This is a genomic window from Pseudomonas sp. 21LCFQ02 (assembly GCF_024129895.2).
Classification (GTDB): domain Bacteria; phylum Pseudomonadota; class Gammaproteobacteria; order Pseudomonadales; family Pseudomonadaceae; genus Aquipseudomonas.
Window position 1 is genome coordinate 2,833,443 of the sequence record NZ_CM178749.1, and the last position, 21,350, is coordinate 2,854,792.

At 61.3% G+C, this 21,350-nt stretch carries 20 protein-coding genes; 14 read left to right on the forward strand and 6 right to left on the reverse strand.

The genetic code is table 11. The annotated features are described in order from the left end of the window. Positions 1 to 281: 281 nt before the first annotated feature. The 13 genes from NJC40_RS12585 to NJC40_RS12645 all read left to right on the forward strand — a co-directional run bounded on the left by NJC40_RS12585 (position 282) and on the right by NJC40_RS12645 (position 12,294). Positions 282 to 1,505, forward strand: coding sequence for an RNA-guided endonuclease InsQ/TnpB family protein (locus NJC40_RS12585; protein ID WP_045488460.1), 1,224 nt, complete (start codon positions 282 to 284; stop codon positions 1,503 to 1,505). A gap of 498 nt (positions 1,506 to 2,003) precedes the next feature. Then, complete coding sequence (locus tag NJC40_RS12590; RefSeq protein WP_253139082.1) at positions 2,004 to 2,279, forward strand: DUF6124 family protein; 276 nt, start codon at positions 2,004 to 2,006, stop codon at positions 2,277 to 2,279. Between the two features lie 95 nt (positions 2,280 to 2,374). Then, positions 2,375 to 2,815: a RidA family protein gene (locus tag NJC40_RS12595; RefSeq protein WP_253139079.1), complete on the forward strand. Its 441-nt coding sequence runs from the start codon at positions 2,375 to 2,377 to the stop codon at positions 2,813 to 2,815. Positions 2,816 to 2,949: 134 nt separating this feature from the next. Continuing rightward, positions 2,950 to 4,122 carry a glycosyltransferase gene (locus NJC40_RS12600; protein WP_253139076.1) on the forward strand — a complete coding sequence of 391 codons (1,173 nt, stop codon included), beginning with the start codon at positions 2,950 to 2,952 and terminating at the stop codon, positions 4,120 to 4,122. Positions 4,123 to 4,262: 140 nt separating this feature from the next. Then, a complete protein-coding gene (locus NJC40_RS12605) occupies positions 4,263 to 4,940 on the forward strand; it encodes a thermostable hemolysin (protein ID WP_253139075.1) in 678 nt (225 codons plus the stop codon). Continuing rightward, positions 4,930 to 6,408: an AMP-binding protein gene (locus tag NJC40_RS12610; protein ID WP_253139072.1), complete on the forward strand. Its 1,479-nt coding sequence runs from the start codon at positions 4,930 to 4,932 to the stop codon at positions 6,406 to 6,408. The genes NJC40_RS12605 and NJC40_RS12610 overlap by 11 nt, the downstream gene beginning before the upstream one ends. Further along, on the forward strand, positions 6,405 to 7,091 hold the full coding sequence (locus NJC40_RS12615) for an iron-containing redox enzyme family protein (RefSeq protein WP_253139069.1): 687 nt from the start codon (positions 6,405 to 6,407) through the stop codon (positions 7,089 to 7,091). The genes NJC40_RS12610 and NJC40_RS12615 overlap by 4 nt, the downstream gene beginning before the upstream one ends. Further along, the gene (locus NJC40_RS12620; protein WP_253139065.1) at positions 7,078 to 7,881 is read left to right on the forward strand and encodes an SDR family oxidoreductase; all 804 of its coding nucleotides are present in this window, start codon (positions 7,078 to 7,080) and stop codon (positions 7,879 to 7,881) included. Before NJC40_RS12615 ends, NJC40_RS12620 begins: the two co-directional genes overlap by 14 nt. Before the next feature lie 2 nt (positions 7,882 to 7,883). Further along, the gene (locus tag NJC40_RS12625) at positions 7,884 to 8,525 is read left to right on the forward strand and encodes a tetratricopeptide repeat protein (RefSeq protein WP_253113457.1); all 642 of its coding nucleotides are present in this window, start codon (positions 7,884 to 7,886) and stop codon (positions 8,523 to 8,525) included. 9 nt (positions 8,526 to 8,534) lie between these two features. Further along, entirely contained in the window at positions 8,535 to 9,197 is a 663-nt protein-coding gene (locus NJC40_RS12630) for a response regulator (RefSeq protein WP_253113460.1), read from the forward strand. Further along, positions 9,194 to 10,555, forward strand: coding sequence for an ATP-binding protein (locus NJC40_RS12635; protein ID WP_253139062.1), 1,362 nt, complete (start codon positions 9,194 to 9,196; stop codon positions 10,553 to 10,555). Before NJC40_RS12630 ends, NJC40_RS12635 begins: the two co-directional genes overlap by 4 nt. Positions 10,556 to 10,672: 117 nt before the next feature. Further along, positions 10,673 to 11,092: an MCP four helix bundle domain-containing protein gene (locus NJC40_RS12640; RefSeq protein WP_363321673.1), complete on the forward strand. Its 420-nt coding sequence runs from the start codon at positions 10,673 to 10,675 to the stop codon at positions 11,090 to 11,092. Between the two features lie 14 nt (positions 11,093 to 11,106). Continuing rightward, entirely contained in the window at positions 11,107 to 12,294 is a 1,188-nt protein-coding gene (locus NJC40_RS12645; RefSeq protein ID WP_363321672.1) for a methyl-accepting chemotaxis protein, read from the forward strand. A 96-nt stretch (positions 12,295 to 12,390) separates the two neighbouring features. Here the strand turns inward: NJC40_RS12645 and NJC40_RS12650 are convergent, their stop codons facing one another. The 3 genes from NJC40_RS12650 to NJC40_RS12660 form a co-directional block, all read right to left on the reverse strand. Further along, on the reverse strand, positions 12,391 to 14,832 hold the full coding sequence (locus tag NJC40_RS12650) for a TonB-dependent siderophore receptor (RefSeq protein ID WP_253139059.1): 2,442 nt from the start codon (positions 14,830 to 14,832) through the stop codon (positions 12,391 to 12,393). A gap of 104 nt (positions 14,833 to 14,936) precedes the next feature. After that, positions 14,937 to 15,899 (reverse strand): FecR domain-containing protein, encoded by a 963-nt coding sequence (locus NJC40_RS12655; RefSeq protein WP_253139056.1) that lies wholly within the window; start codon positions 15,897 to 15,899, stop codon positions 14,937 to 14,939. Then, positions 15,899 to 16,420, reverse strand: coding sequence for a sigma-70 family RNA polymerase sigma factor (locus tag NJC40_RS12660; RefSeq protein ID WP_253139053.1), 522 nt, complete (start codon positions 16,418 to 16,420; stop codon positions 15,899 to 15,901). The genes NJC40_RS12655 and NJC40_RS12660 overlap by 1 nt, the downstream gene beginning before the upstream one ends. 332 nt (positions 16,421 to 16,752) lie before the next feature. Between NJC40_RS12660 and NJC40_RS12665 the strand changes: the two genes are divergently transcribed. Next, positions 16,753 to 17,781 (forward strand): apurinic/apyrimidinic endonuclease family protein, encoded by a 1,029-nt coding sequence (locus tag NJC40_RS12665; RefSeq protein ID WP_253139051.1) that lies wholly within the window; start codon positions 16,753 to 16,755, stop codon positions 17,779 to 17,781. 15 nt (positions 17,782 to 17,796) lie between these two features. On the opposite strand, the gene NJC40_RS12670 is transcribed toward NJC40_RS12665, so the two are convergent. From NJC40_RS12670 to NJC40_RS12680, 3 genes are all read right to left on the reverse strand, one after another. Continuing rightward, positions 17,797 to 20,271, reverse strand: coding sequence for a penicillin acylase family protein (locus tag NJC40_RS12670; protein ID WP_253139048.1), 2,475 nt, complete (start codon positions 20,269 to 20,271; stop codon positions 17,797 to 17,799). A gap of 109 nt (positions 20,272 to 20,380) precedes the next feature. Further along, entirely contained in the window at positions 20,381 to 21,022 is a 642-nt protein-coding gene (locus NJC40_RS12675) for a glutathione binding-like protein (RefSeq protein WP_045488474.1), read from the reverse strand. 105 nt (positions 21,023 to 21,127) lie between these two features. Next, on the reverse strand, positions 21,128 to 21,328 hold the full coding sequence (locus NJC40_RS12680; RefSeq protein WP_084710242.1) for an SEC-C metal-binding domain-containing protein: 201 nt from the start codon (positions 21,326 to 21,328) through the stop codon (positions 21,128 to 21,130). Positions 21,329 to 21,350 lie beyond the last annotated feature (22 nt).

Sequence of the window (21,350 nt, forward strand, 5' to 3'; positions counted from 1 at the left end):
GTACTTCGCCGAATAGCGATGGATTGACCATCGGGGCGCGACAAGCCCCGCCGTTCAGGGCGGGGAAGGATCGCGCGGACGGCGTAGCCGTCCCTGGTTACCGTGGGGTGTCTGCTGCTGTTCGATGGACGCACCGCCACAGGATGATGCGAAGTAACATGGCGACACAGATGCCCTTATACGGCGGTATTTCGTTACAAAGACCCCATGGGCATGCACCTTGAAAACACCGTGCCGTCCGCGCCTAATGTCGTCTCCATTGCTCATGGCTCAAGAGCAGTATGCAACGACTTCAAGCCTTCAAGTACGAACTCATGCCAGACGGCCGGCAGGAGCAGCAAATGCGCCGCTTTGCGGGCTCCTGTCGCTTCGTCTTCAACAAGGCGCTGGCATTGCAGAAGGAGCGCCACGAGCAAGGCGAGAACAAGCTCGGCTATGCGGGCCTGTGCAAGTTGCTGACTGAGTGGCGCCATAGCACGCAAACCGCATGGCTGGCCGATGCGCCTGTTCACCCGTTGCAACAGAGCCTCAAGGATCTGGAACGGGCCTACACCAACTTCTTCGCCAGACGAGCCGACTTTCCCCGACTCAAGAAGAAGGGGCAGCGCGATAGTTTCCGCTATCCCGACCCGAAACAGATCAAGCTCGACCAGACCAACAGTCGCCTGTTTCTGCCCAAGCTGGGCTGGCTGCGCTACCGCAACAGCCGCGAGGTGCCTGGCACGGTGAAGAACATCACCGTGAGCCAGTCGTGTGGCAAGTGGTTCGTGAGTATCCAGACCGAACGCGAGATCGATGAGCAGCCCACGGCGCAGGGTGCGGCAGTCGGCATCGACATGGGCATTGCCCGGTTCGCCACGCTTTCGGATGGTTCGTTCTACGCACCCCTCAACAGCTTCAAACGCCATGAGACCGCGCTGTGCAAAGCGCAGCAGGCGATGAGCCGCAAGGTCAGATTCAGCCGCAACTGGAACAAGGCGAAAGCCCGCGTCCAGCGCATTCACTCGCGCATCGGCAATGCCCGCCGCGACTACCTGCACAAGTGCTCTACCACGATCAGCCAAAACCACGCGATGGTGTGTATCGAGGACTTGCAGGTACGCAATATGTCCAGGTCGGCGGCAGGCACGGCAGAGGCGCCGGGAAGAAACGTCCGTGCCAAATCTGGCCTGAACAGGGCCATCCTCGATCAGGGCTGGTTCGAGTTTCGCCGCCAACTGGACTACAAGCTGGCGTGGCGCGGCGGCTGGCTGATTGCCGTGCCGCCGCGAGATACCAGCCGCACGTGCCCTTGTTGCGGCCATGTGTCGGCGGCCAACCGCCAGACGCAAGCGCTGTTCAGGTGTGTGGGATGTGGTTTTGAAGGCAACGCCGATGTGGTTGGCGCGATGAATGTACTAAGGGCGGGACACGCCCGGTTAGCCTGTGAAGTGAGCGCAGAGGTCATGGCGCCAGCAGCAGGAACCCACCGAAGCGACTCGGGGGCGGCTCGATGCCGCGCCTGAGCGCCGTAGGAATCTCCGGCCTTCAGGCCGGGGAGGATGTCAAGGGTTACTTGTCAGCAGGCGGGCATCCTATACCACGTTGAAGGCCAGCGGCCATGGCTTTGTGACGGCTATGCGGGCAGGCTTTGGTGATGGCAAAAAGGCCGGTTTCTGGCTCGAAAATCCGCCTGATTGCAAGATGCCTCTCTTTCTCTTGAAGGAAATTTCCGAGAAAATCCTGACCGCTTGCGCCTGTGCTCCGGGCTGTCTAGGCTGCCTCGCGTCGCTGCTTTCAGCGGCAGGGCTTGGCCGCCCGATCACACAATCAATAGGCGCAGCATGTCGGAAACCGCACCGTGAATATCGTTTACGGTGCAGCTTCATGGCAACTGCGCGAGGGACACCTTCGGGTGTGCCGGGTTACCTATTGACCGGTCGGCCAACCCTTGTGCAGTTGCCACCCATCCGCTTGGCCGCGGCCTTGGCGGTGACTTTTTATCCATCAATAGGGGTTGCGCCATGACCAAAAAACTCGTTCCCGATCCACCGACTTCCAGTCCCGTGCCCATTGCGGGGCACGATCTCAACCACTTCGAAATGCAGCTCAGCCAGGTCTATGACGTGCTGCGTTGCGCCACCGCGATTGCCTATGAATGTGCCGATAACCTGCAGGGCCAACCTCGGGATCTGGCCATGGGCAGCATGCACCTGATCGGCCATGCGCGCAAAATGGTCCATGATCTGCTCGATCAGTTGCAGCCGGTGGTGCCGGACACTGATGGTCTGGCGAACTGACCTGCCGCTGGTCACTGTAGTGCGCGTGGCGAGTGCTTGACCTCGACTTAACTCAAGGTCTGATACTCGCGCTCCTTCACACCAGGAGCTGCCCCATGAGCCATCGCGCTGCATTCGAACTGTTCAACCCGCAAGGCCTCTACGACCCCACCGGTAACGGCTATTCCCATGGCGCACGGGTCGAAACCCCGGCACGCTTTGTGTTTCTGGCCGGGCAGGGCGGTGAAGACAGTCAGGGCCTATTGGCCGACAGCTTCGCCGCCCAGGCTCGTCAGGCGCTGGCCAATGTCCGTCTCGCCCTGCAGGCCCAGGGTGCGGATTTCAACGACGTGTTCAAACTGACCCTGCTGATTGTCGATCACAGCCAGCAGCGGTTGGGTGAGTGGGTGGCGGCCATTGATCAGGCCTGGGGGGCGGCAATGAAACCGGCCTGCACACTGATTCCGGTGCCGCGCCTGGCACTGGACGGCATGCTGGTGGAAATCGAGGCGATGGCGGTGATTGCCCCTTCATCGGATGCTGGTGCGATCTACTGAACGCCACCCGCCAGCAGTGCTCCAACTCCATACAAGGCGGAGTTTCAGTGGTCCCGGTCCTTGCCTGGCAAGCAGCCGAGTGCCCGTCACTGCAGAACTGACGGGCGCTCGGTCGTTGCACTGAGGACACTCACATGAAACCTGACCAACCGCCCGGACCACCCGACCCTGCGCCCATCCAGTTCACCGCAGCACCCGCCGTCCAGCCGCGAGCGACGCTGTTGTGCCTGAGCCACCTGCGCTGGGACTTTGTCTGGCAGCGACCGCAACAGTTGATGTCGCGGCTGGCCACTGACTACGAGGTGTGGTTCTTCGAAGAGCCGTTGTTCGACGAGCGACCGGAACCGCATCTGGAGGTGCGTGAGGTGGCTGGCGGTATCACGGTGCTGGTGCCATGGTTGCCGCAGGACCTTGGCGAGCAGCGCATCATCAGCCTGCAACGGCAACTGCTTGATGGCTGGCTGGCGCAGCATCACCAAGCGCCCCTGCTGTTGTGGTACTTCACCCCCATGGGGCTGCGATTTACCCGGCATCTGGCCGGCCAGGTGGTGGTCTTCGATTGCATGGACGAACTGGCGGCGCTGCGCCATGCCCCGCCGGCCCTGGCGGAGCTGGAGCGACAACTGCTGGAGCGCGCCGATGTGGTGTTTACCGGCGGGCTCAGCCTCTGGGAGTCGCGGCGTGAGCGGCATGACAACGTGCACCTGATGCCCGGCAGCGTCGACATCGCGCATTTTGCCCATGCCCGCCTGGTCCAGGCCGAGCCTGCCGATCAGGCTGATATCGGCCGACCGCGGCTGGGGTTTTTCGGCGTGCTCGATGAGCAACTGGACCTTGTGCTGTTGCGCGAGCTGGCCATGCGTCGGCCGCTATGGCAGATCATCCTGATCGGGCCGGTGGCCAGGATCGACCCCGCGAGCCTGCCACGTCAGCCCAACCTGCATTACCTGGGGCCGCGCGACTACCAGACGCTGCCGGCCTATCTGTCAGGTTGGGATGTGGCACTGATGCCGTTTGCCATCAATGAATCGACACGCTACATCAGCCCGACTCAACCTCTGGAATACCTCGCCGGTGGGCGCCCGGTGGTGTCCACGCCCATCCATGATGTGGTTGAGTGCTACGCCGACAGCGGCGTGGTGAGCATCGCTGCCACCCCGCAGGCGTTTATCGAAGCCATCGGCCTGGCGCTGGATCTGACCCGCCAGCCTGCGCGGCTCCAGGCGTTGGCTGACCGTGCGTTGCAGGGCATGTCGTGGGACAGCACCTGTGACCGGATCAAGGAGCAGATTGCATCCCTGCGATAAGCGCTGATGCTGCCAGCGCGGGCCGGTTTCGTCGGTTTTGCCAGGCGCAGGGTGAAATCAGACTGTTGCGCATCTTCAGACTTTCTTAAGACTCGCTGTCGATACTCCTCTCCACACACCGGCTGGGGAGGTGATAGCTGATGCCAACACTTGAGTGGGAATTTTCCGTGCCCTTGTGGTTCGGTCATGCCGGCAGTACGCCGTTAAGGCTTGAGCAGCACTTGCCGGGCGACATTGTACGAGGCGAAGCCGAGCGCTATATCCAGGATCGCTTTCTCGAGGCACATGGCGCTGAGGTCCGACTGTTCATGCCCGAGCTGTGGGCGTTGCGCGGGGCTGACGATGGCCTGTGCGCAACCGCTGGTATACGGCTGGCCGAGCACGACACGCTGTTTCTCGAACACTATCTGGATAACCCCATAGAGCAACTGGCCGCCGGTGTAGCCGGTGGCGAGGTGCCGCGCAGGGTCATCGTTGAAGTCGGCAATCTGGCCGCCAGCAATATCGGCAGTGCGCGCCTGTGCATCATCACCGTGACTTGGCTGTTGGCCCGGCGAGGGCTGGAATGGGTGGTTTTCACCGGTAATGTCGGCCTGGTCAACAGTTTCAATCGATTGGGGTTGCGCCCCGTCACGCTGTGCCTTGCCGACCCGATGCGGCTGGGTGAGCAGCGCCATGAGTGGGGCCGCTACTACCAGACCCGGCCCAGTGTCCACATCGGCAACATCCGCACCGGTTTCGCTCACCTGACCCGTCTGGGGCTTTTCGAGCGGTTCGGCTTACCCCCTCTTTCACAGGCCCACAGCCATGTCGCCTGAACTAAAGGTTTTCAGTGACCGGCTGCTTGAGCATGCCGCCGAGCGTCCCTATACCACGGCCGTCTGGGGCGACGAACTGCGTATCGACTATGCCTCGCTGTACGCTGAAATCGAACTGCGTCGCGAGTTGCTGCGTGACGTGCAGGCCAATTCCATCGCCCTGGCCCTGGACAATACAGCCAACGCGCTGATCTGGGACCTGGCAGCGCTGTTAGAAGAGATTCCCTGCGTTATCCTGCCGCCGTTCTTCAGTGCCGCCCAGCGCCAGCATTGTCTGCAACAGAGCCAGGTGCAAATCGTTCTGGCTGACAGGCCGCATGAGCATGAATTGATTGACGCGGGCTATCAGCAGGCCGGGTTGTTCTGGATTCGTGAGGTCAATGCTACAAGGCTGCCGCCCGGTACGGCCAAGCTGACTTATACCTCCGGCTCGACCGGTGCGCCCAAGGGGGTGTGCCTGAGCGCAGCCGGTATTGTCGAGGTGGCGCTGGCGCTGGTAGCTGCCAGCCAGGCCAGCGCACCGACCCATCATATGGCCTTGCTGCCGCTGGCGGTGCTGCTGGAAAACATCGGCTGCTACGCCGCCCTTTATGCCGGCGCAACCGTCAGCTTGCCCTCGCAAGGCAGTCTGGGCATCCAGGGCGCCAGCGCAGTGAATCTCACGACCCTGTTGGGCGTTTTGGCCCGGCGCCAGCCCGATAGCTTGATCCTGGTGCCGCAGTTACTCCAGGTGCTGGTTAGCGCCGCCGAGCAGGGTTATTTGAACCCGGCCGGGTTCAGCTTCCTTGCAGTAGGCGGTGCACGGGTCAGCGAGCCACTGTTGCAACGCGCCCGTGACGTGGGCCTGCCGGTCTATGAAGGGTATGGGTTGTCTGAGTGCGCATCGGTGGTCGCGCTCAATCGGCCCGGTGCCCAGCGGCCGGGCAGCGTCGGTCAGCCTTTGGCACACGTGCAACTGCGCCTGGGTGAGGACGGCGAAGTGCTGGTGCGCAACCGGGCCATGCTTGGTTATCTGGATGAACCCAGTGCCCCCGACCAGTGGTGGCCCACTGGTGACCTTGGTTACTTCGATGCGGACGGCTACCTGTTTATCAAGGGCCGCAAGAAAAACCAGTTCATCACCAGTTTCGGGCGCAACGTCAATCCGGAATGGATCGAGGCGCAACTGACCCAAGGTCCGCTGATTGCTCAGGCGTTTGTCTATGGCGAGGCGTTGCCGCGCAATCATGCGCTGCTCTGGCCTCGTCATCCGGCCACCAGCGACGCACAGCTTCAGGAAGCGGTCGAGCAGGCGAACCTGGCCTTGCCCGGTTATGCCCAGGTGCATGGCTGGACCCGGTTGCATCAGCCGTTCAGCACTGACAACGCGATGCTGACGGCCAATGGCCGGCCATGCCGCGACGCCATTCTTTATCACTACCACCATGTGTTCAGCGCCCATTCATCTGCCGAGGACATCGCATCATGAGTTTTTTCCAACAGTTGCAAGCTGCTACGCAAACGGATCGTGACGCGCTGTTTAACCTGCCGATCATTCGCCAGGCGCTGGCCGGCGAGGTCAGCCTGGAGAGTTATCAGGCGTTTCTGGCCCAGGCTTTCCACCATGTCCGCCATACCGTACCGCTGATGATGGCCTGTGGTGCCCGTCTGCCTGCCCGGCTGGAATGGCTACGCGGTGCGGTCTGTGAATACATCGAAGAGGAGTACGGTCATGAGCAATGGATCCTCAACGACTTGCGTGCATGTGGCGCTGATGCCGACGCTGTACGTGACGCAATGCCAGGGCTGCCGATTGAGTTGATGGTCGCCTACCTGTACGACCTGATTGCCCGGGGCAATCCGGTCGGTCTGTTCGGCATGGTCAATGTGCTGGAGGGCACCAGCATTGCTCTGGCTACCCATGCTGCCGGTGCCATCAAGGCTCGTCTGGGGCTGCCTGAGACCGCGTTCAGTTATTTGCAGTCCCATGGCAGCCTGGATATCGGCCATATGGACACCTACCGCCAGCTCATGGACCGTTTGACCGCACCTGAAGATCAAGAGGCGGTGATTCACGCTTCGCGGGTGGTCTACCGACTGTACACCGCCATGTTCGATTCGTTGCCAGTCGAGCCCGCTCGGGCCGCCGGGGCCTGCCATGCAGCTGCATGACGCCAGGGTCATCGTTACCGGGGCCAGCGGTGGCATCGGTTTGCAAATAGTGGCAGCGCTGTGCGCCCAAGGCGCCCAAGTGGTGGCCGTATCACGGCAAGGGCAGGCACTTGGCCCTTTGCTGGCGCTGTATCCGGATCGCTTGTCGTGGCTCGCGGCCGACCTGTGCAACGCTGCGGGGCGTCAGCAAGTGGTCGCTGAGGCCCAGCGCCTGCAAGGTTTCAATTTGTTGGTCAATGCTGCCGGCAGCAATCACTTTTCAATGCTTGAGCAACTGCCTGAACAGGACATTGAGTCCATGCTGCAACTTAACCTGCTGGCGCCGATGTTGTTGGCCCGGCAACTGCTGCCGATGCTCAAGCAGGCTGACAGCGCGATGATCGTCAACGTCGGTTCGACGTATGGGTCAATCGGTTATGCCGGCTATACCGCTTACTGTGCAAGCAAGTTTGGTCTGCGCGGTTTTTCCGAAGCGTTGCGCCGTGAACTGGCCGACTCGCGTTGCCGGGTACTTTATGTGGCGCCGCGGGCGACCCGAACCGCGATGAACAGCTCGGCAGCGCAAGCACTCAATGCGGCCCTGAACAGTCAGGTGGACGAACCCGCACACGTGGCCGGTGCAGTGCTTCACGCCATTATCGGTGACCGTAACGAGCTGTATCTGGGCTGGCCAGAGCGGTTGTTCGTGCGGCTCAACAACCTGCTGCCGATGCTGGTCGACCGCGGACTGCGTAAGCACTTGCCGTTGATCCGCCAATACAGTTCTCAAAGCCAACACGAGCGGCCTTGACCATGAAACATTTGTTTATCGCACTGGGCTGTCTGCTCAGCCTGCCGGCCCTGGCGCTGGATAACGCCGATCAACAGCGGCTTGCCGGCATTCAGAACGAGTGGGCCAACATCCAGTATCAGCTTGTACAAGGGCAGCGTGCAGCAGCGTTTGAGCGTCTGTCCGGGCAAACCGAGCGCTTTACCAAGGAACGGCCAGCGGCGGCCGAAGCGTGGATTTGGTCGGGGATTGTGCACAGCAGTTGGGCCGGCGCCCAAGGCGGCTTAGGCGCACTGGGTAAAGCGAAACTGGCCCGTCAGGATTTCGAGAAGGCGTTGGCGATTGACCCTGACGCCTTGCAAGGCTCGGCGTACACCAGCCTGGCCGCCTTGTATGACCGTGTGCCGGGCTGGCCGATCGGGTTCGGTGATGCCGAAAAGGCCGGGCAATTGCTGACAGAGGCGCTACGGATCAATCCTCAAGGCATCGATACCCTGTACTTTTGGGGAGACCACCTGTATCGCCTGGGACGCTATGCTCAAGCCCGTGAGGCCTTGAATAAAGCCTTGCAGGCGCCTGCAAGGCCGGGCCGGGAGGTGGCTGATGCCGGACGACGTGAAGACATCCGGCAACTGCAGGCCGATATCGACAAAAAACTCAAATAAGGAATACGCATGCGGCTGCTGTTGATCGAAGACGATACCGCACTGGGTGACGGTATCCATCAAGCCCTGTTGCGTGACGGCTATACCGTTGACTGGATCAAGGACGGCGCCAGCGCCTTGCATGCGCTGCTCAGTGAGACTTTCGATCTGGCTGTGCTGGACCTGGGTTTGCCTCGTCTGGACGGCCTGCAGGTGTTGGCGAAACTGCGGGCGACCGGCTCGACGCTGCCGGTGCTGATCCTTACTGCCAGAGATGCGACCGGGGACCGCATCGCCGGGCTGGATGCCGGTGCCGACGACTACCTGATCAAACCCTTCGACCTGGCCGAGCTTAAAGCCCGTCTGCGTGCTTTGCTACGTCGCAGCGCCGGGCGGGCTCAGGTGGTGATTGAGCACCGCGGCATTACCCTGAACCCTGGCAACCAGCGCGTGACACTCGACGGTGAAGCGGTCTCGCTGACCCCTAAAGAGTATCAATTGCTGTATGAACTGCTGTCACCGGCCGGCCGGGTGATGACCCGTGAGCGCCTCATGCAGTTGCTGTATGGCTGGAACGAGGAGGCGGAGAGCAACACCCTTGAGGTCCACATCCATAACCTGCGCAAGAAGTTTTTCAGTGATCTGATCCGCACCATTCGCGGCGTAGGTTACATGGTCGAGGTTTGCCCGTGAGGTCGATCAGACGCCGGACTCTGACGCTGATCATCGGCCTGTTATTGGTGGGCTTGCTGGTGCTCACGCTATTTAACGTGCATGACAGCAATCACGAGATCGCGGAAGTCTATGACGCTCAGTTGGCACGTAATGCGCGCCTGCTACAGGGCGTGATGAGCATGCCTCTGGCTTCGGGTGAGCATGAGCAGCTTTACCAGGCCTTCAATAATGCGTTGCAACACATCGACCCACGTGCCGGTGGTCACCCTTACGAAAGCAAGATGGCGTTTCAGGTATGGAGCAGTGACGGCCGGGTGCTGGTGCATACCGCCAGCGCGCCGATTTTTGACCAGCCTCTCAAAACCCCGGGGTTCAGCGCGATCACCGACCCGCGAGGGCGGCAGTGGCGGGCTTTTGTACTGAATGACCAAGAGCACGGCTTCAGCATTTGGGTCGGCGAGCGCGATGACGTCAGGGCTGATCTGGTCGGCCGTATCGTCCACCACACCGTGCTGCCCAACCTGCTTGGCAGCCTGATCCTGCTGGTGGTGGTCTGGATGGCGATAGGTGTGGGCCTAAAACCGCTCGATGACCTTGCCTGTATCTTGCGCAATCGTACTCCTGGCTCGCTGGAGCCGCTGAGCCTGGCGCCGTTGCCAACAGAACTCGAACCCATGCAGGCGGCGCTGAACCGCCTGCTGTCTCAGGTCCAGGAACTGCTGCACCGTGAGCGGCGTTTTATCGCCGATGCCGCACATGAAATGCGTACTCCGCTGGCGGTGCTCAAGGTCCATGCCCAGAACCTGATGGAAGCCTCCAGCGAGCAGGAGAAGCGTAAATCACTGGACTATCTGGTGGTGGGCGTTGATCGCACCACCCGGCTGGTCAACCAACTGCTGACCATCGCCCGTCTGGAGCCTAATGCACCGATCAATCTGGCACCGGTGGATGTGGTCGATGCTACCCGCAATGCCATTGCCCAGTTGACGCCCTGGGTTATCGGTCAGGGCCTCGAATTGTCGTTCCAGTGCGAGGTGTCACACCGTACGGTCAATACAGACATTTCGCTGCTGAGCATCGCACTGCAAAACCTGGTTTCCAACGCTGTGAAGTTTTCCCCGCCGGGAGGTCATGTAGCGGTGTCACTGCAGTTGCAGGAGGCTTCGTTCGCGTTGCTGGTTGAAGACCAGGGACCCGGCATCAGCGATGAGCAACAAACGCGACTGTTCGAGCGTTTCTACAGTCACGGCAACGAGGAGGGGGTAGGGCTGGGTCTGGCCATTGTTCAGGCCATCGCCCAACGACTGCAGGGCAGCATTGACCTGAAGAACCGTGAACAGGGAGGGCTGAGGGCCTGCCTCACGGCACGGGCGTGAGCATTCTGTATTGATTCAAACCGCAGTGCCCATGCGTCTGCGGAAAAAATAACCAGATGATATCAACCCAGTCATTCCAGGCCAGGGATTGCTTGGCTCTGTCTGAAGGGGCTACCCATGAATACACGAAATCTGTTGCTTGGCACCCGTACCATCCTGGCCTTTGGTTGCATCTGTTTGCTGTTGCTGGTCATCGGCATCAGTGCGATCTGGCAGTTGCGCAACGTCGACGGGGTGGTGGTCTCTCTGCATGAGAACTGGTTGCCCAGTGTCCGCCAGGCCGGCAAGATCCAGGCAGCAGCGCTGTTGTATCGGGTCGATGCGCGGCGCTTCGCCATGGATGACCAGCGCATGAGCGCCGTTTCGCTGGCGACACTCGACAAACTGCGCAGCCAGCTCAAGACTGAAACCCAGGCCTATGCCGCTATGGTGTCTTCCGATGATGAGCGGCGTCTGTACGAGCAGCTCAGTGCCTATGTTGATGCCTACATACGCGAGATCGACAAGCTGTGGCAGTCGGTGCCACCGCCAGTGTGAAGGAGCTTGGGGCGATGATTGTGCTTGGCTCCAAGCCGGTCGCCTCCGAGTTGCAGGCCAGCGTGGAAAAGCTGATCGAGATCAACGAGCGCGGAGCCGATGCCTCCAGCCTCGAAGCGCATGATATACAGACCTTCAGCGTCTACCTGATCGGTTCTTTAAGCGCGCTGGCACTGGTGTTGACGGTGCTGATTGCGCGACTGTTCAGCAACAGCATTGTGCGCCCGGTGCGTGCCCTGCTCAGCGCCACCGAACAGATCGCCAGCGGCAACCTGCGCGCTGACATCGATGTGCAGGGCGCCGATGAACTCACGGGGCTGGAAACAGCGACACGGGCGATGCGTGACAACCTGCGTTCGATGATTGACCTGATTGGCCAGTCATCCTCACAACTGAGCAGCGCCGCCGAGCAACTCAGCGCCATCACCCACGAAACCACTGCCAGTGCCCAGCAGCAGAGCCTGGAGACCGACCAGGCGGCCACGGCGGTCAACGAAATGACCGCAGCTGTCGAGGAAGTGGCACGCAATGCCTCGTCAACCTCGCAGTCCAGCCAGCGCTCCGAACAGTCGGCGGTGCTGGGCCAGAGCAAGGTCACTACCACCATCACCTCCATCAAGCGCCTGAGCGACAGCGTGCGCCAGACCCGCAACGACGTCGAAGACCTGGCGCAGAAGAGCCAGGACATCGCCAAGGTGCTGGATGTGATCCGCACCATTGCCGAACAGACCAACCTGCTGGCGCTCAATGCCGCCATCGAGGCGGCGCGGGCCGGCGAGCAGGGCAGGGGGTTTGCCGTGGTCGCTGATGAAGTCCGGGCCCTGGCCCATCGCACCCAGCTCTCGACCCAGGAAATCGAGAAGATGATCGCCGAGATCCGCAGCAACTCCGAAGCCGCCGTCAGCTCCATGCGTCGCAGCGACACCGAAGCCAGCGACACCCTGGCCAGCGCCAACCAGGCCGGCGAAGCCATCGAGCAGATTGCCGAAGCGATCAGCGACATCAACGAACGCAACCTGCTGATCGCCAGCGCCTCGGAACAACAGGCCCAGGTCGCCCGCTCGGTGGACCAAAACCTGGTCAGCATCCGCGATATCTCATTGCGCAGCGCCCAGGCCGCCAGCCAGACCTCCGACGCCAGCCAGGAACTGTCACGTCTGGCGGTGCAACTCAATACGCTGGTGGGCAAGTTTGTGGTTTGAGTGGGTGGCCAAGGAGCGGCCCATCCCGAGCCGCTTCAGCGGCGAAAGAGCTTCGCGGATAAATCGACCTCCACACGGTAGATTGGTCTCTTGCGATCACCAGTTGTAAGTCACATCAGCAGTCAAGGTGCGGCTCTCGCCGTAGTAGCAATCAAGATCACTGCCGCAACTGGCGACGTATTTATCGTTGGTCAGGTTTTCCAGATTGAGTCTTACGGCCACCCCGTTGATGTGCAGCGGCGACTTCTCAAGATCGTAGGAGACCATTGCGTCGTAGACGGTATAGGACGGAATCTGGAAGGTACTGCCAGGGTAGTCCGAGCCGTAGCTGCCTCTTGCATAGCGTGCTCCCAAGCCCAGGCCCAGTCCGGCCAGCAGGCTGGTATCGAAGTGATAATCGACCCAGGCTGAAGCGGTCAGTGGCGGGTTGCCTGCCTGGGTGCGCCCTTCGCGGCCATCGTTCACGCTGCGCCATTTGGACTGGTTGCGAGCGACCGAACCGGTCAGGCGCAGGTTACGGGTCACATTGACTTTGCCTTCCAGCTCGATACCTCTTGAGCGCACGGCCCCGCTCTGGGTGCTGAAACCAATGTTGACCAAGTCGGTGGTCAGGACATTTTTCTGGTCAATCTGGTAAGCCGACAGCTGGATAAAGCCATCAATGGCTGTCGGCTCATATTTGAGCCCGACTTCGATCTGCTCGCCGACGGTCGGTTCAAATGGGCTGCCAGCAGCGTTGGTGCCGGTCTGCGGCAGGAATGATTCGGCATAGCTGATGTATGGAGTCAGGCCGTTTTCAAATTGATAACCCAGACCGGCACGCCCAGTGAATTTCTCGTCCTTGATATTGCTGTGGGTGCCGCTCAGTGGTGCCTTGTTATCGGTTTCGGCAAAGTCATAACGGCCGCCGAGGGTCAGGAACCAGTTATTCCAGTGAAGCTGGTCCTGAATGTACAGGCCGGTCTGGGTGATGGTGTTGTCCCAGCGATACGGACTGGTGAAGTTGATCGAGTTACCGTACACCGGGTTGTACAGGTCGATGCCGATGGCGCTGCGGTCATAGCGGCCGAGGAACTGCGAATTGAAGTGGTAATGATCCACGCCCAACAACAGCGTATGGTCGATCCCGGCGGTGCGAAACTTCGCCTGGGCAATGCTATCGATGCCATAGACCTTGTTTTGTTGCGCCCAGTCCACGCCATAACGGGTTTGATAGCTACGGTCGTTCAGGCCGGTGACCGGGTTGGTCGGGAAGGCATAGCCGTGCAGCGGGGCCGTGTAGCGGTCATCGACATAGGCATAGCGCGCATTCTGCTTGAGGGTCCAGACCTCATTGAGGTCATGGGCGATCTCATAGCCAACCACGAACTGCTCGCGGTCGTATTTGTTCACCCCCGGCTCGCCAATGAACAGCGAGCGACTGATCCGGCCCTGTGGTGTGCTGTATAGCGTGCCGTAAGCCGGCAAGCCTTGCGCTTCAGGTGTGCCCCGATCTTTTTGGTACTGGGCGAACAGGGTCAGGCTGGTGCGCTCGCTGGGCAACCAGGTCAGGCTGGGAGCCAGCAGCATTCGATTCTGGTCGGCATAGTCGATGGATGACTGGCTGTCATTGACCACCCCGGTCAACCGGTAGAGAAACTCGCCCTGATCATCCAGAGGGGCACTGACGTCGAACGCACCGTACTTGCGATCCCAACTACCGCCGCCCAGCACGATTTCGTGCAGCGGCGTGGCGCTGGGACGCTTGCTGACCATGTTGACGATCCCGCCAGGCTGGTTCTGTCCGTAAAGTACTGACGCCGGGCCCTTGAGAACCTCGATCCGCTCCAGAGTGTACGGGTCGATCTGCAATGCACCACCGGTGCTGCCGCCGCCATAGGGCAGGTGCAGCCCATCCAGATACAGCGGTGTCGGTGAAAAGCCCCGGGAAGCAGGCTCGTCGAAAATCTTCACCCGTGACGGGAAGCCGCCACCATTTATGCCCGGGGTATAACGCAAGGCCTCGGTGACTGATTTCGAACCGCGCAGTTTGATTTCGTCCTGGGTGACCACGTTGATGGTCTGCGGGATTTCGCTCAATGCGGTATCAGTCTTGCTGCCAGTGGCGCTGCGCTTGGCGACAATACCGTCCACTGGTCCCCAGGCCGACTCGACCGATGAGGAGGAAACTCTGGTGGCCGCCAGGGCCACGGCATTGGCCGCGGCTTCACTTTTGACCAGTCCGTAACTGCCTTCGCCCAGCGATACGCTTTGCAGCCCGGTACCGGTCAGCAGAATCTGCAGTGCCTGCGCCGGCGCATAGCGGCCTTGCACCGGGTGGCTGGTCTTGCCGACGGTGAGTTGCGGGTCGCCGCTCAGATAGATGCCGGCAATGCTGGCAAACTCGGTCAGCCGCATATTGAGCGGCCCGGCTTCAAGGGTGAAGGTGCGCAGTTGCACTTGTTCCTGGGCCTGGGCGCGATCGTGCAGCAGCAGGGTGACTGGAGCGGCCAGCAACACGGCCAGGGCAAGCGGATGAACACGGAAACTGGACAGCATCGGGGGGTTCCTTGAAAAGAGTCACTGAGCAGAAGTGCCGGAAGTAATCGGATGAGCGAAAAAAACCGGAAGTCGTCAGTGAATCTTTTTTGCCGTGGCCCTTTTCAAAGCGGCTCGACACTCACCCACCATGGCATGCGACGCTGGATGCGCACCGGCAAGGTCTTGGCCAGCATGTCCAGTGCCAGGTCGGTGTCATGCAGTGGATAGGCGCCCATGATGTTCAGATGAGCGACCTGCGGGGCGATGCCGAGGTAACCGTGCCGGTGGCGACCCAACTCAGCGATGAAACTGCCCAGGTCCATGCCGCTGGTCAGCAGCACGTTGCGGCTCCAGCTCTCGCGTGTCGCCAGCGCGGGAGTCTGCGCGCTCAGGGTCTGGGCATCGAAGCTTAGGGACAGACCAGCCGTCACTTCCTGTTGTTGCTGTGAGTCGGCGCAGCGTGCCAGCACCCGGCCTTCGAACACACAGAGGCGGGTCTGTCGCTCTTCGCGCAGCACGCTGAAACGGGTGCCCAACGGTTGCAGACTGCCTTGGGCGGTGTACACACGCAGTGGACGCCGGTCGTGGCCGGTGCTGATCAACACTTCGCCGCTGTACAGGTACAAGCCGCGCTGCTGGTCGTCGAAGCGCACATCCAGGGCACTACCGCTGTTGAGCCAGATCCGGCTGCCGTCGGCCAGTTGCTGCTCGCGGATCTCTGCGGTGCCGGTCCGGTAGTCGGCTTGCCAGGCCTGCCAAGTGTCCCGTGCGTTGCCTTGCCAGCTCAACCAGCCCAACACGCCAAGGCCAGACAGCCCCGCCAGGCCGCGCAGTATTCGGCGCCGCGACTGATCGCCATGGCGTAAACGGCTCAGGGTTTGATCGGCCTGCTCGACGTCCTGCTGCAACGGGGCAAAGCGCTGACTGACCTGCTCAACGAAGCGCCAAGCCTGGCGATGCGCTTGGTCGTCAGCCAGCCATTGTCGCCATGCCTGTTGCAAGGCCTGGTCGTCAGGGGTACCGGTCAGTTGCGCATACCACTCGGCAGCCTGCTGCAACGCTTGGTGATCAATCGCTGCCTGCATCAGTCACCATCCAGTGCTGCGGCCAGTTCAGCTTCCAGCAGGGCGCAGTGGAACATTGCCTTGGCCATATAGCTGCCGACAGTGCGTTCGCTGACCCCCAGTCGCTCACCGATTTCTCGATAGCCCAGGCCATGCAACTGTGCGAGCAGAAATGCCTCGGCCACGTTTGGCGGCAGTTTTTCCAGCAAGGCCTGCACCTGCAGCAGTGCTTCGAACACCACGGCCCGGTGTTCTTCACTGGGGGCATAGGCTTGTGGGCGCTCGGCCAGTACTTCCAACCAGGCCTGTTCAACCCGACGGCGGCGCCAGAAATCCACGCACATATTGCGCGATAACGCCCCTAGCCAGGCTTTGGCGTCTGCATCGTCAGGGAAGCTGCGCGGATTGTTGAGCAGACGCACGAATACGTCATGGGCCAGCTCAGCGGCATCGTGGGCATTGCCCAATTTGCGTCGGAACAGATTGCGGATCCAGCCATGGTGCGCTTGATACAGCGTGCCGATATCGAGGGAAGAAGACATTCGAGGGCGTTCCGGCAAGAGGCAGCGATTGGATTATATCAAATGGGAATTATTATCAATGCTACGCCCGGACGGGGGCTCAGCACAACCAGAGAGTGGCCACTTGCCTTGCTCGTTGTGCAACCTGAACCCCGGTTCCCGCTCCAACGCGCAATTGTCTGCGCCTGCCGTCCGGGCAGCACCGCCAGCAGAGCGACACCGGTCACCAGACGGCGAGCTCAGGAAGGTCCGTGACGTTTGTTAAGCCGGCGGCCCGAAATTCATCGAACACTGCGCAGGACGAGTGACGCTGCCGGTGGTCTGACGGCAATGACGTCAACCTGGATAGAGTCATGACGCTTGCGCGCATCGGTTTCGCTTGTCAGTACCGCCACCCTGAACGCGGCCTCTCGGAGGTCGAAATCAAACGGGTGGAAAGCCCCTTCAACCCACGTACCACCACCTTGCGCTGGATCAACAGCGTCGAGCCCGCCGTGGCCCAGGCCAGGCTGGTTGAGGTGGTTACGCACAATCTGGATGCGCAACTGCGCCTGCTCGATTACGTGGCGCAGTTGCCACCGCCGCTGCGCATGTTGCGGTTGTCGAGCGATCTCTTGCCGTTCTACAGCCATCCGCAACTGCGCGATTTTTACCAGCAGCCGTCCATCCAGCAGTGGCTGGGCAGTTGTTTCGCGGCGATTGGCGAGCGGGCGCGGGCGGCAGACATTCGGCTGTCGTTTCATCCCGGTCAGTTCTGCGTGCTAGGGTCGGACAATGCCTCGGTGGTCGAAAACAGCCTGGCCGAGTTCGAGTATCACGCCGACATGATCCGCATGCTCGGTTATGGCCGGCGCTTTCAGGATTTCAAATGCAACGTGCACATTGCCGGGCGCCTGGGGGCGGAGGGTATTCGTGCGCTGTGGCCGCGTTTGTCTGAGGTGGCGCAGACATGCATCACCTTCGAGAACGAAGAGAAGAGCTATGGCGTTGATGACTGCCTGCAACTGGCCGATCTGGCGCCTGTGGTGCTGGATATTCATCACTGCTGGATCAACGAAGAGCAGTACATCGACCCCTCTGATCCACGGGTCGCGCAGATCATCGACAGTTGGCGCGGGGTGCGCCCGGTGATGCATTACTCACAACCGTCGGAGCGTTTGCAGGCGCTGGGCTTTGCTGCCGAAGACAAACTGGAAATGAGCGAGCTGCTCAAGGTCGTGGCCAAACGTGAGCTGTACGGGCACAGCGAGCGGATGTGGAACCACTGGACCAACGGTTATGCGCGGCAGTTTCTTGAGCGTTTCGACATCATGATCGAGGCCAAACACAAGAACCTGGCCAGCCTGGCGCTTTATCGGGAGTGGCTGCCCGGCCCCGCATAAGGGCCGGGCGGTCGGTTACTTGCCTGGAGTCAGGGTCAGGCGTTGCTTGCCATAGCCGCGCTCGTAGTTCTGCTGCTGCACCGGCAGGATGCTGTACTGCGCCTTGAGCCAGGCATCAATGCTGTTGGCATAGAACGGGCTGGCCGGGTTGCCGGACTGGCCGCTGCTGACCACCGCTTGCAACGGCTCGGCCTGACTGAAATCAACGATCATGCGCAGGCTGGCGCTTGGCAGTACGTCGAAGCTCTGGCCCCAGGCGTAGGCCGCAGGGTTGAGGCTGCTGTGGTCGCCACCTGCAGGCACCGGGCTGCGCTGGAACTGGCCTTCGCCACCCAGGTGGCGGGCCAGCGGGTTACGCGACGGGGCCCAGTCATAGCGGTGCAGCTTGCCCCATTGCCAGGCTTTACGGTCGCTGCCCAATTGGCTTTCACCGGCGCTGATGGCTGCAGCCAGGCTGCGCGCCAGGATCGCTGGTTTGTCTTCTTTTTGCGGGGTTTTGAGGTCGTCCCAGAACGGGCTGTCGTCGCGGCCCAGCAGGTGGTCGGCCTGCGCCGACCACGACGAACGGGCATTCGCCACCAAAGCTTGCCAGGCCGGGCTGTCGGCGCCGCCGAGTTCATCCTGAAAGGTCAGCCGGGCACTTTCTTGCAGGAACAATTGGTAGATGGCAGCGTCGGCAGAACCTGCGGTCAGGTTACCGTCGAAGGCCATCAACCGGCTGTAGGCTTCGCGGGCTTTGCCGCGCTCAGCGTCGGGCAGGGCCTCAATGGCCTGCTTGAGCGGCTTGGCCATGCCCGGTGCTTCGAACATAGCTTTGAGTTTGGCGGCAAACAGGGTGCGCTGGTCGTATTGCGCGGCGATGCTGCTGCGCAGGTCCTGCTTGCCGGCGTTGGCCAGTTCCGCGAGGCGTTCGGCGCGCTCCGGGTAGCCCCAGGTGTTGGACAACTGCATGCCGTAGCCTTTGGGGGCTACGCGGTTGTTGGCGGTGCCTAGCCAGCCCTGACGCGGATCCTGGTCGTAAGGGTGGAGCATGGCATCGGCAAAGCCGTCCCAGTCGTAACGGCTGTCCCAGCCCGGTGACGGCAACAGGCCCTGGCCATCACGGCGGTTCGGGTAACGCCCGGTGACCTGCCAGGCGACGTTGCTGGCGTCGGCAAATACCATGTTCAGGCCAATGGCGCGGATTTCCCGGCTGGCATCAAAACCGCGTTCGACGTTGTTGGCGCGCGACAGGTTAAACAGCGCATCAAGGCTCTTGTCGTCCTTGAAGTCCGGGATCTGCAACGCCACGCCCAATGCGCTGGCGGACTCCCCGGCCTGCAACAGCGTGCCGTGGCGGGTGCTGTAGACGGTTTCGCGCACCGGCTGGCTGCCCTTGACCATGAAGGTTTCCTGATGACTCACAGCCGGTTGCCATTTGCCGTCGGCCAGGTACATCAGGCGATTGTTCTCGCGCTTGAGTTTCTCCAGAAACAGGTCCTGATTGTCGCCCTTGAGGTTGCCCATGCTCCAGGCCAGTTTGCCGTTGAACCCACTGAGAAACAGCGGCAGGCCGGCGATGGTGACCCCGGAGGCCTGATACTTGGGCGCGTTGATCTGCACCAGGCTCCAGCCGGATGCGGCGCCCGATGGCACTTGCAGCTCGCTGACCAGCAGGCTTTTGCCGCTGCGGCTGCGTAGCGGGGCGATGGCCCAATTGCTGGAGGCGGCATTGCCCAGCAGGTTGAGGTCGGCCAATTGCAGGGCCACGCGGTTCAAGTCGTTCAGTTCCTTGCCCTGACCGGCCAGGCTCAAGCCCTTGAGCTTGTCGGCCTCGGCAAACGCGATCGCTTCGTCAGGTGCGCTTGGCAGCAGCCAGGCGAGTTTGTCAGCGCCAACCTTCTGGTTAAGCACCAGCGCTGAGAGTTCTTGTTGCAGGTTGACTGACAGGTTGAAGCTCAGCAGGCTGAAAATCAGCGCCGAGTCTTCCGGCTGCCAGTACTCCAGCCGATAACCGGCGCTGGCCAGGTCGCCCGGCAGCTTGTCGCGATAACGGAACAGGTAGGCGTTGACGCCACGGGCGTAGACCTCGAAGAATTTCTGCAGGCGCGGCGATGAACCCTTGTACAGCTCGCTGGCGCTGCGCTTGAGGTTGGCAGCGCGCATCAGCCGGTCCACCGGCAGCGCTTCGGCACCGACCACCTCGGCCAACCGTCCCTGAGCCAGCAGACGCATGCCGAGCATCTGCCCGACCCGTTCACCGGCATGCAGGTAGCCCAGGCTGAACAACGCATCGTGGAACGAGTGGCTTTCGATCAGCGCCATGCCTTGCGGATTGCGGCGGATCGATACGTTTTGTTCCAGACCCTTGATGGCCACAGTGCCGGCAGACGGCAGCAGGGTCGAGGCATCCTCACCGCCCAACTGGCAGCCGGCAAGGCCGAGAAAACCGGCGGTCGCGGCGGCAAAACCAAATCGGGAAGACAAACGTGAACGGGCGGGCGAGGCCATGGCGAAACTCCGGCGGCGTGGCAACTGCAAAAAGTTGTTACGTTAGTGAGCGGGCAGGCGCTACGCAAGCCGGGAGGGGAGGAATATTTTCAGGGCGCTACATGCTGGTTTATTTGGGCGGGTTGATCCGCGCAGCCAGCGCATAGGCCCGCTGGGTCGCCGGGCGAGCTTCGATGGCATGGAACCAGCGCTTGAGGTTCGGGAAATCATCCAGGTTCTGCTGCTGGAAACTGTGCGGCACGATCCACGGGTAGATGGCCATGTCGGCAATGCTGTACTGGTCGCCGGCCACAAACTCACGGTCGGCCAGGCGCTTGTCCAGCACACCATACAGCCGCGCGGTTTCGTCCACATAGCGCTTGATGGCGTAGGGCACTTGCTGCGGTGCAAAGCGGTTGAAATGGTGATTCTGCCCGGCCATCGGCCCCAGGCCGCCCATCTGCCAATACAGCCATTGCAGGGTTTCCTGGCGACCGCGCAAATCGGCAGGCAGGAACCGGCCGGTCTTTTCTGCCAGGTACTGCAAAATGGCGCCTGACTCGAACAGGCTCAGCGGCTCGCCGCCGTCGGCCGGGGTGTGGTCGACAATGGCCGGAATGCGGTTGTTGGGGGCGATCTTCAGAAATGACGGCTCGAACTGCTCGTTGTTGCCGATATTGACCGGGATGATCCGGTGTTCAAGGCCGGTTTCTTCAAGAAACAGAGTGATCTTGTGGCCGTTGGGGGTGGTCCAGTAGTGCAGGTCGATCATTGACAGCTCCATGCGGTTTACCCGAAGACGTCGTTGTACTCCGGCACAGGACCGGCCTGCAAATGAAAACGGCCTGCAAGGCAGGCCGTCAGGTGTGCTTGGCGATCAGGCGCCGTGGCACTTCTTGAATTTCTTGTCGCTGCCGCACGGGCAAGGGTCGTTGCGGCCAACGTCTTTCAGCGCATTGCGCACCGGCTCCTGGTGGCCGTGGTTGCAGTGCGGGCCATGGACATGACCGTCGTGCTCGTGGTGATGATGGTCGTGGTCGTGGTTGCAGTCAGGACCATGGACGTGGGGCTGGTTCATCGGGGTGTGCTCCAAAATTGAA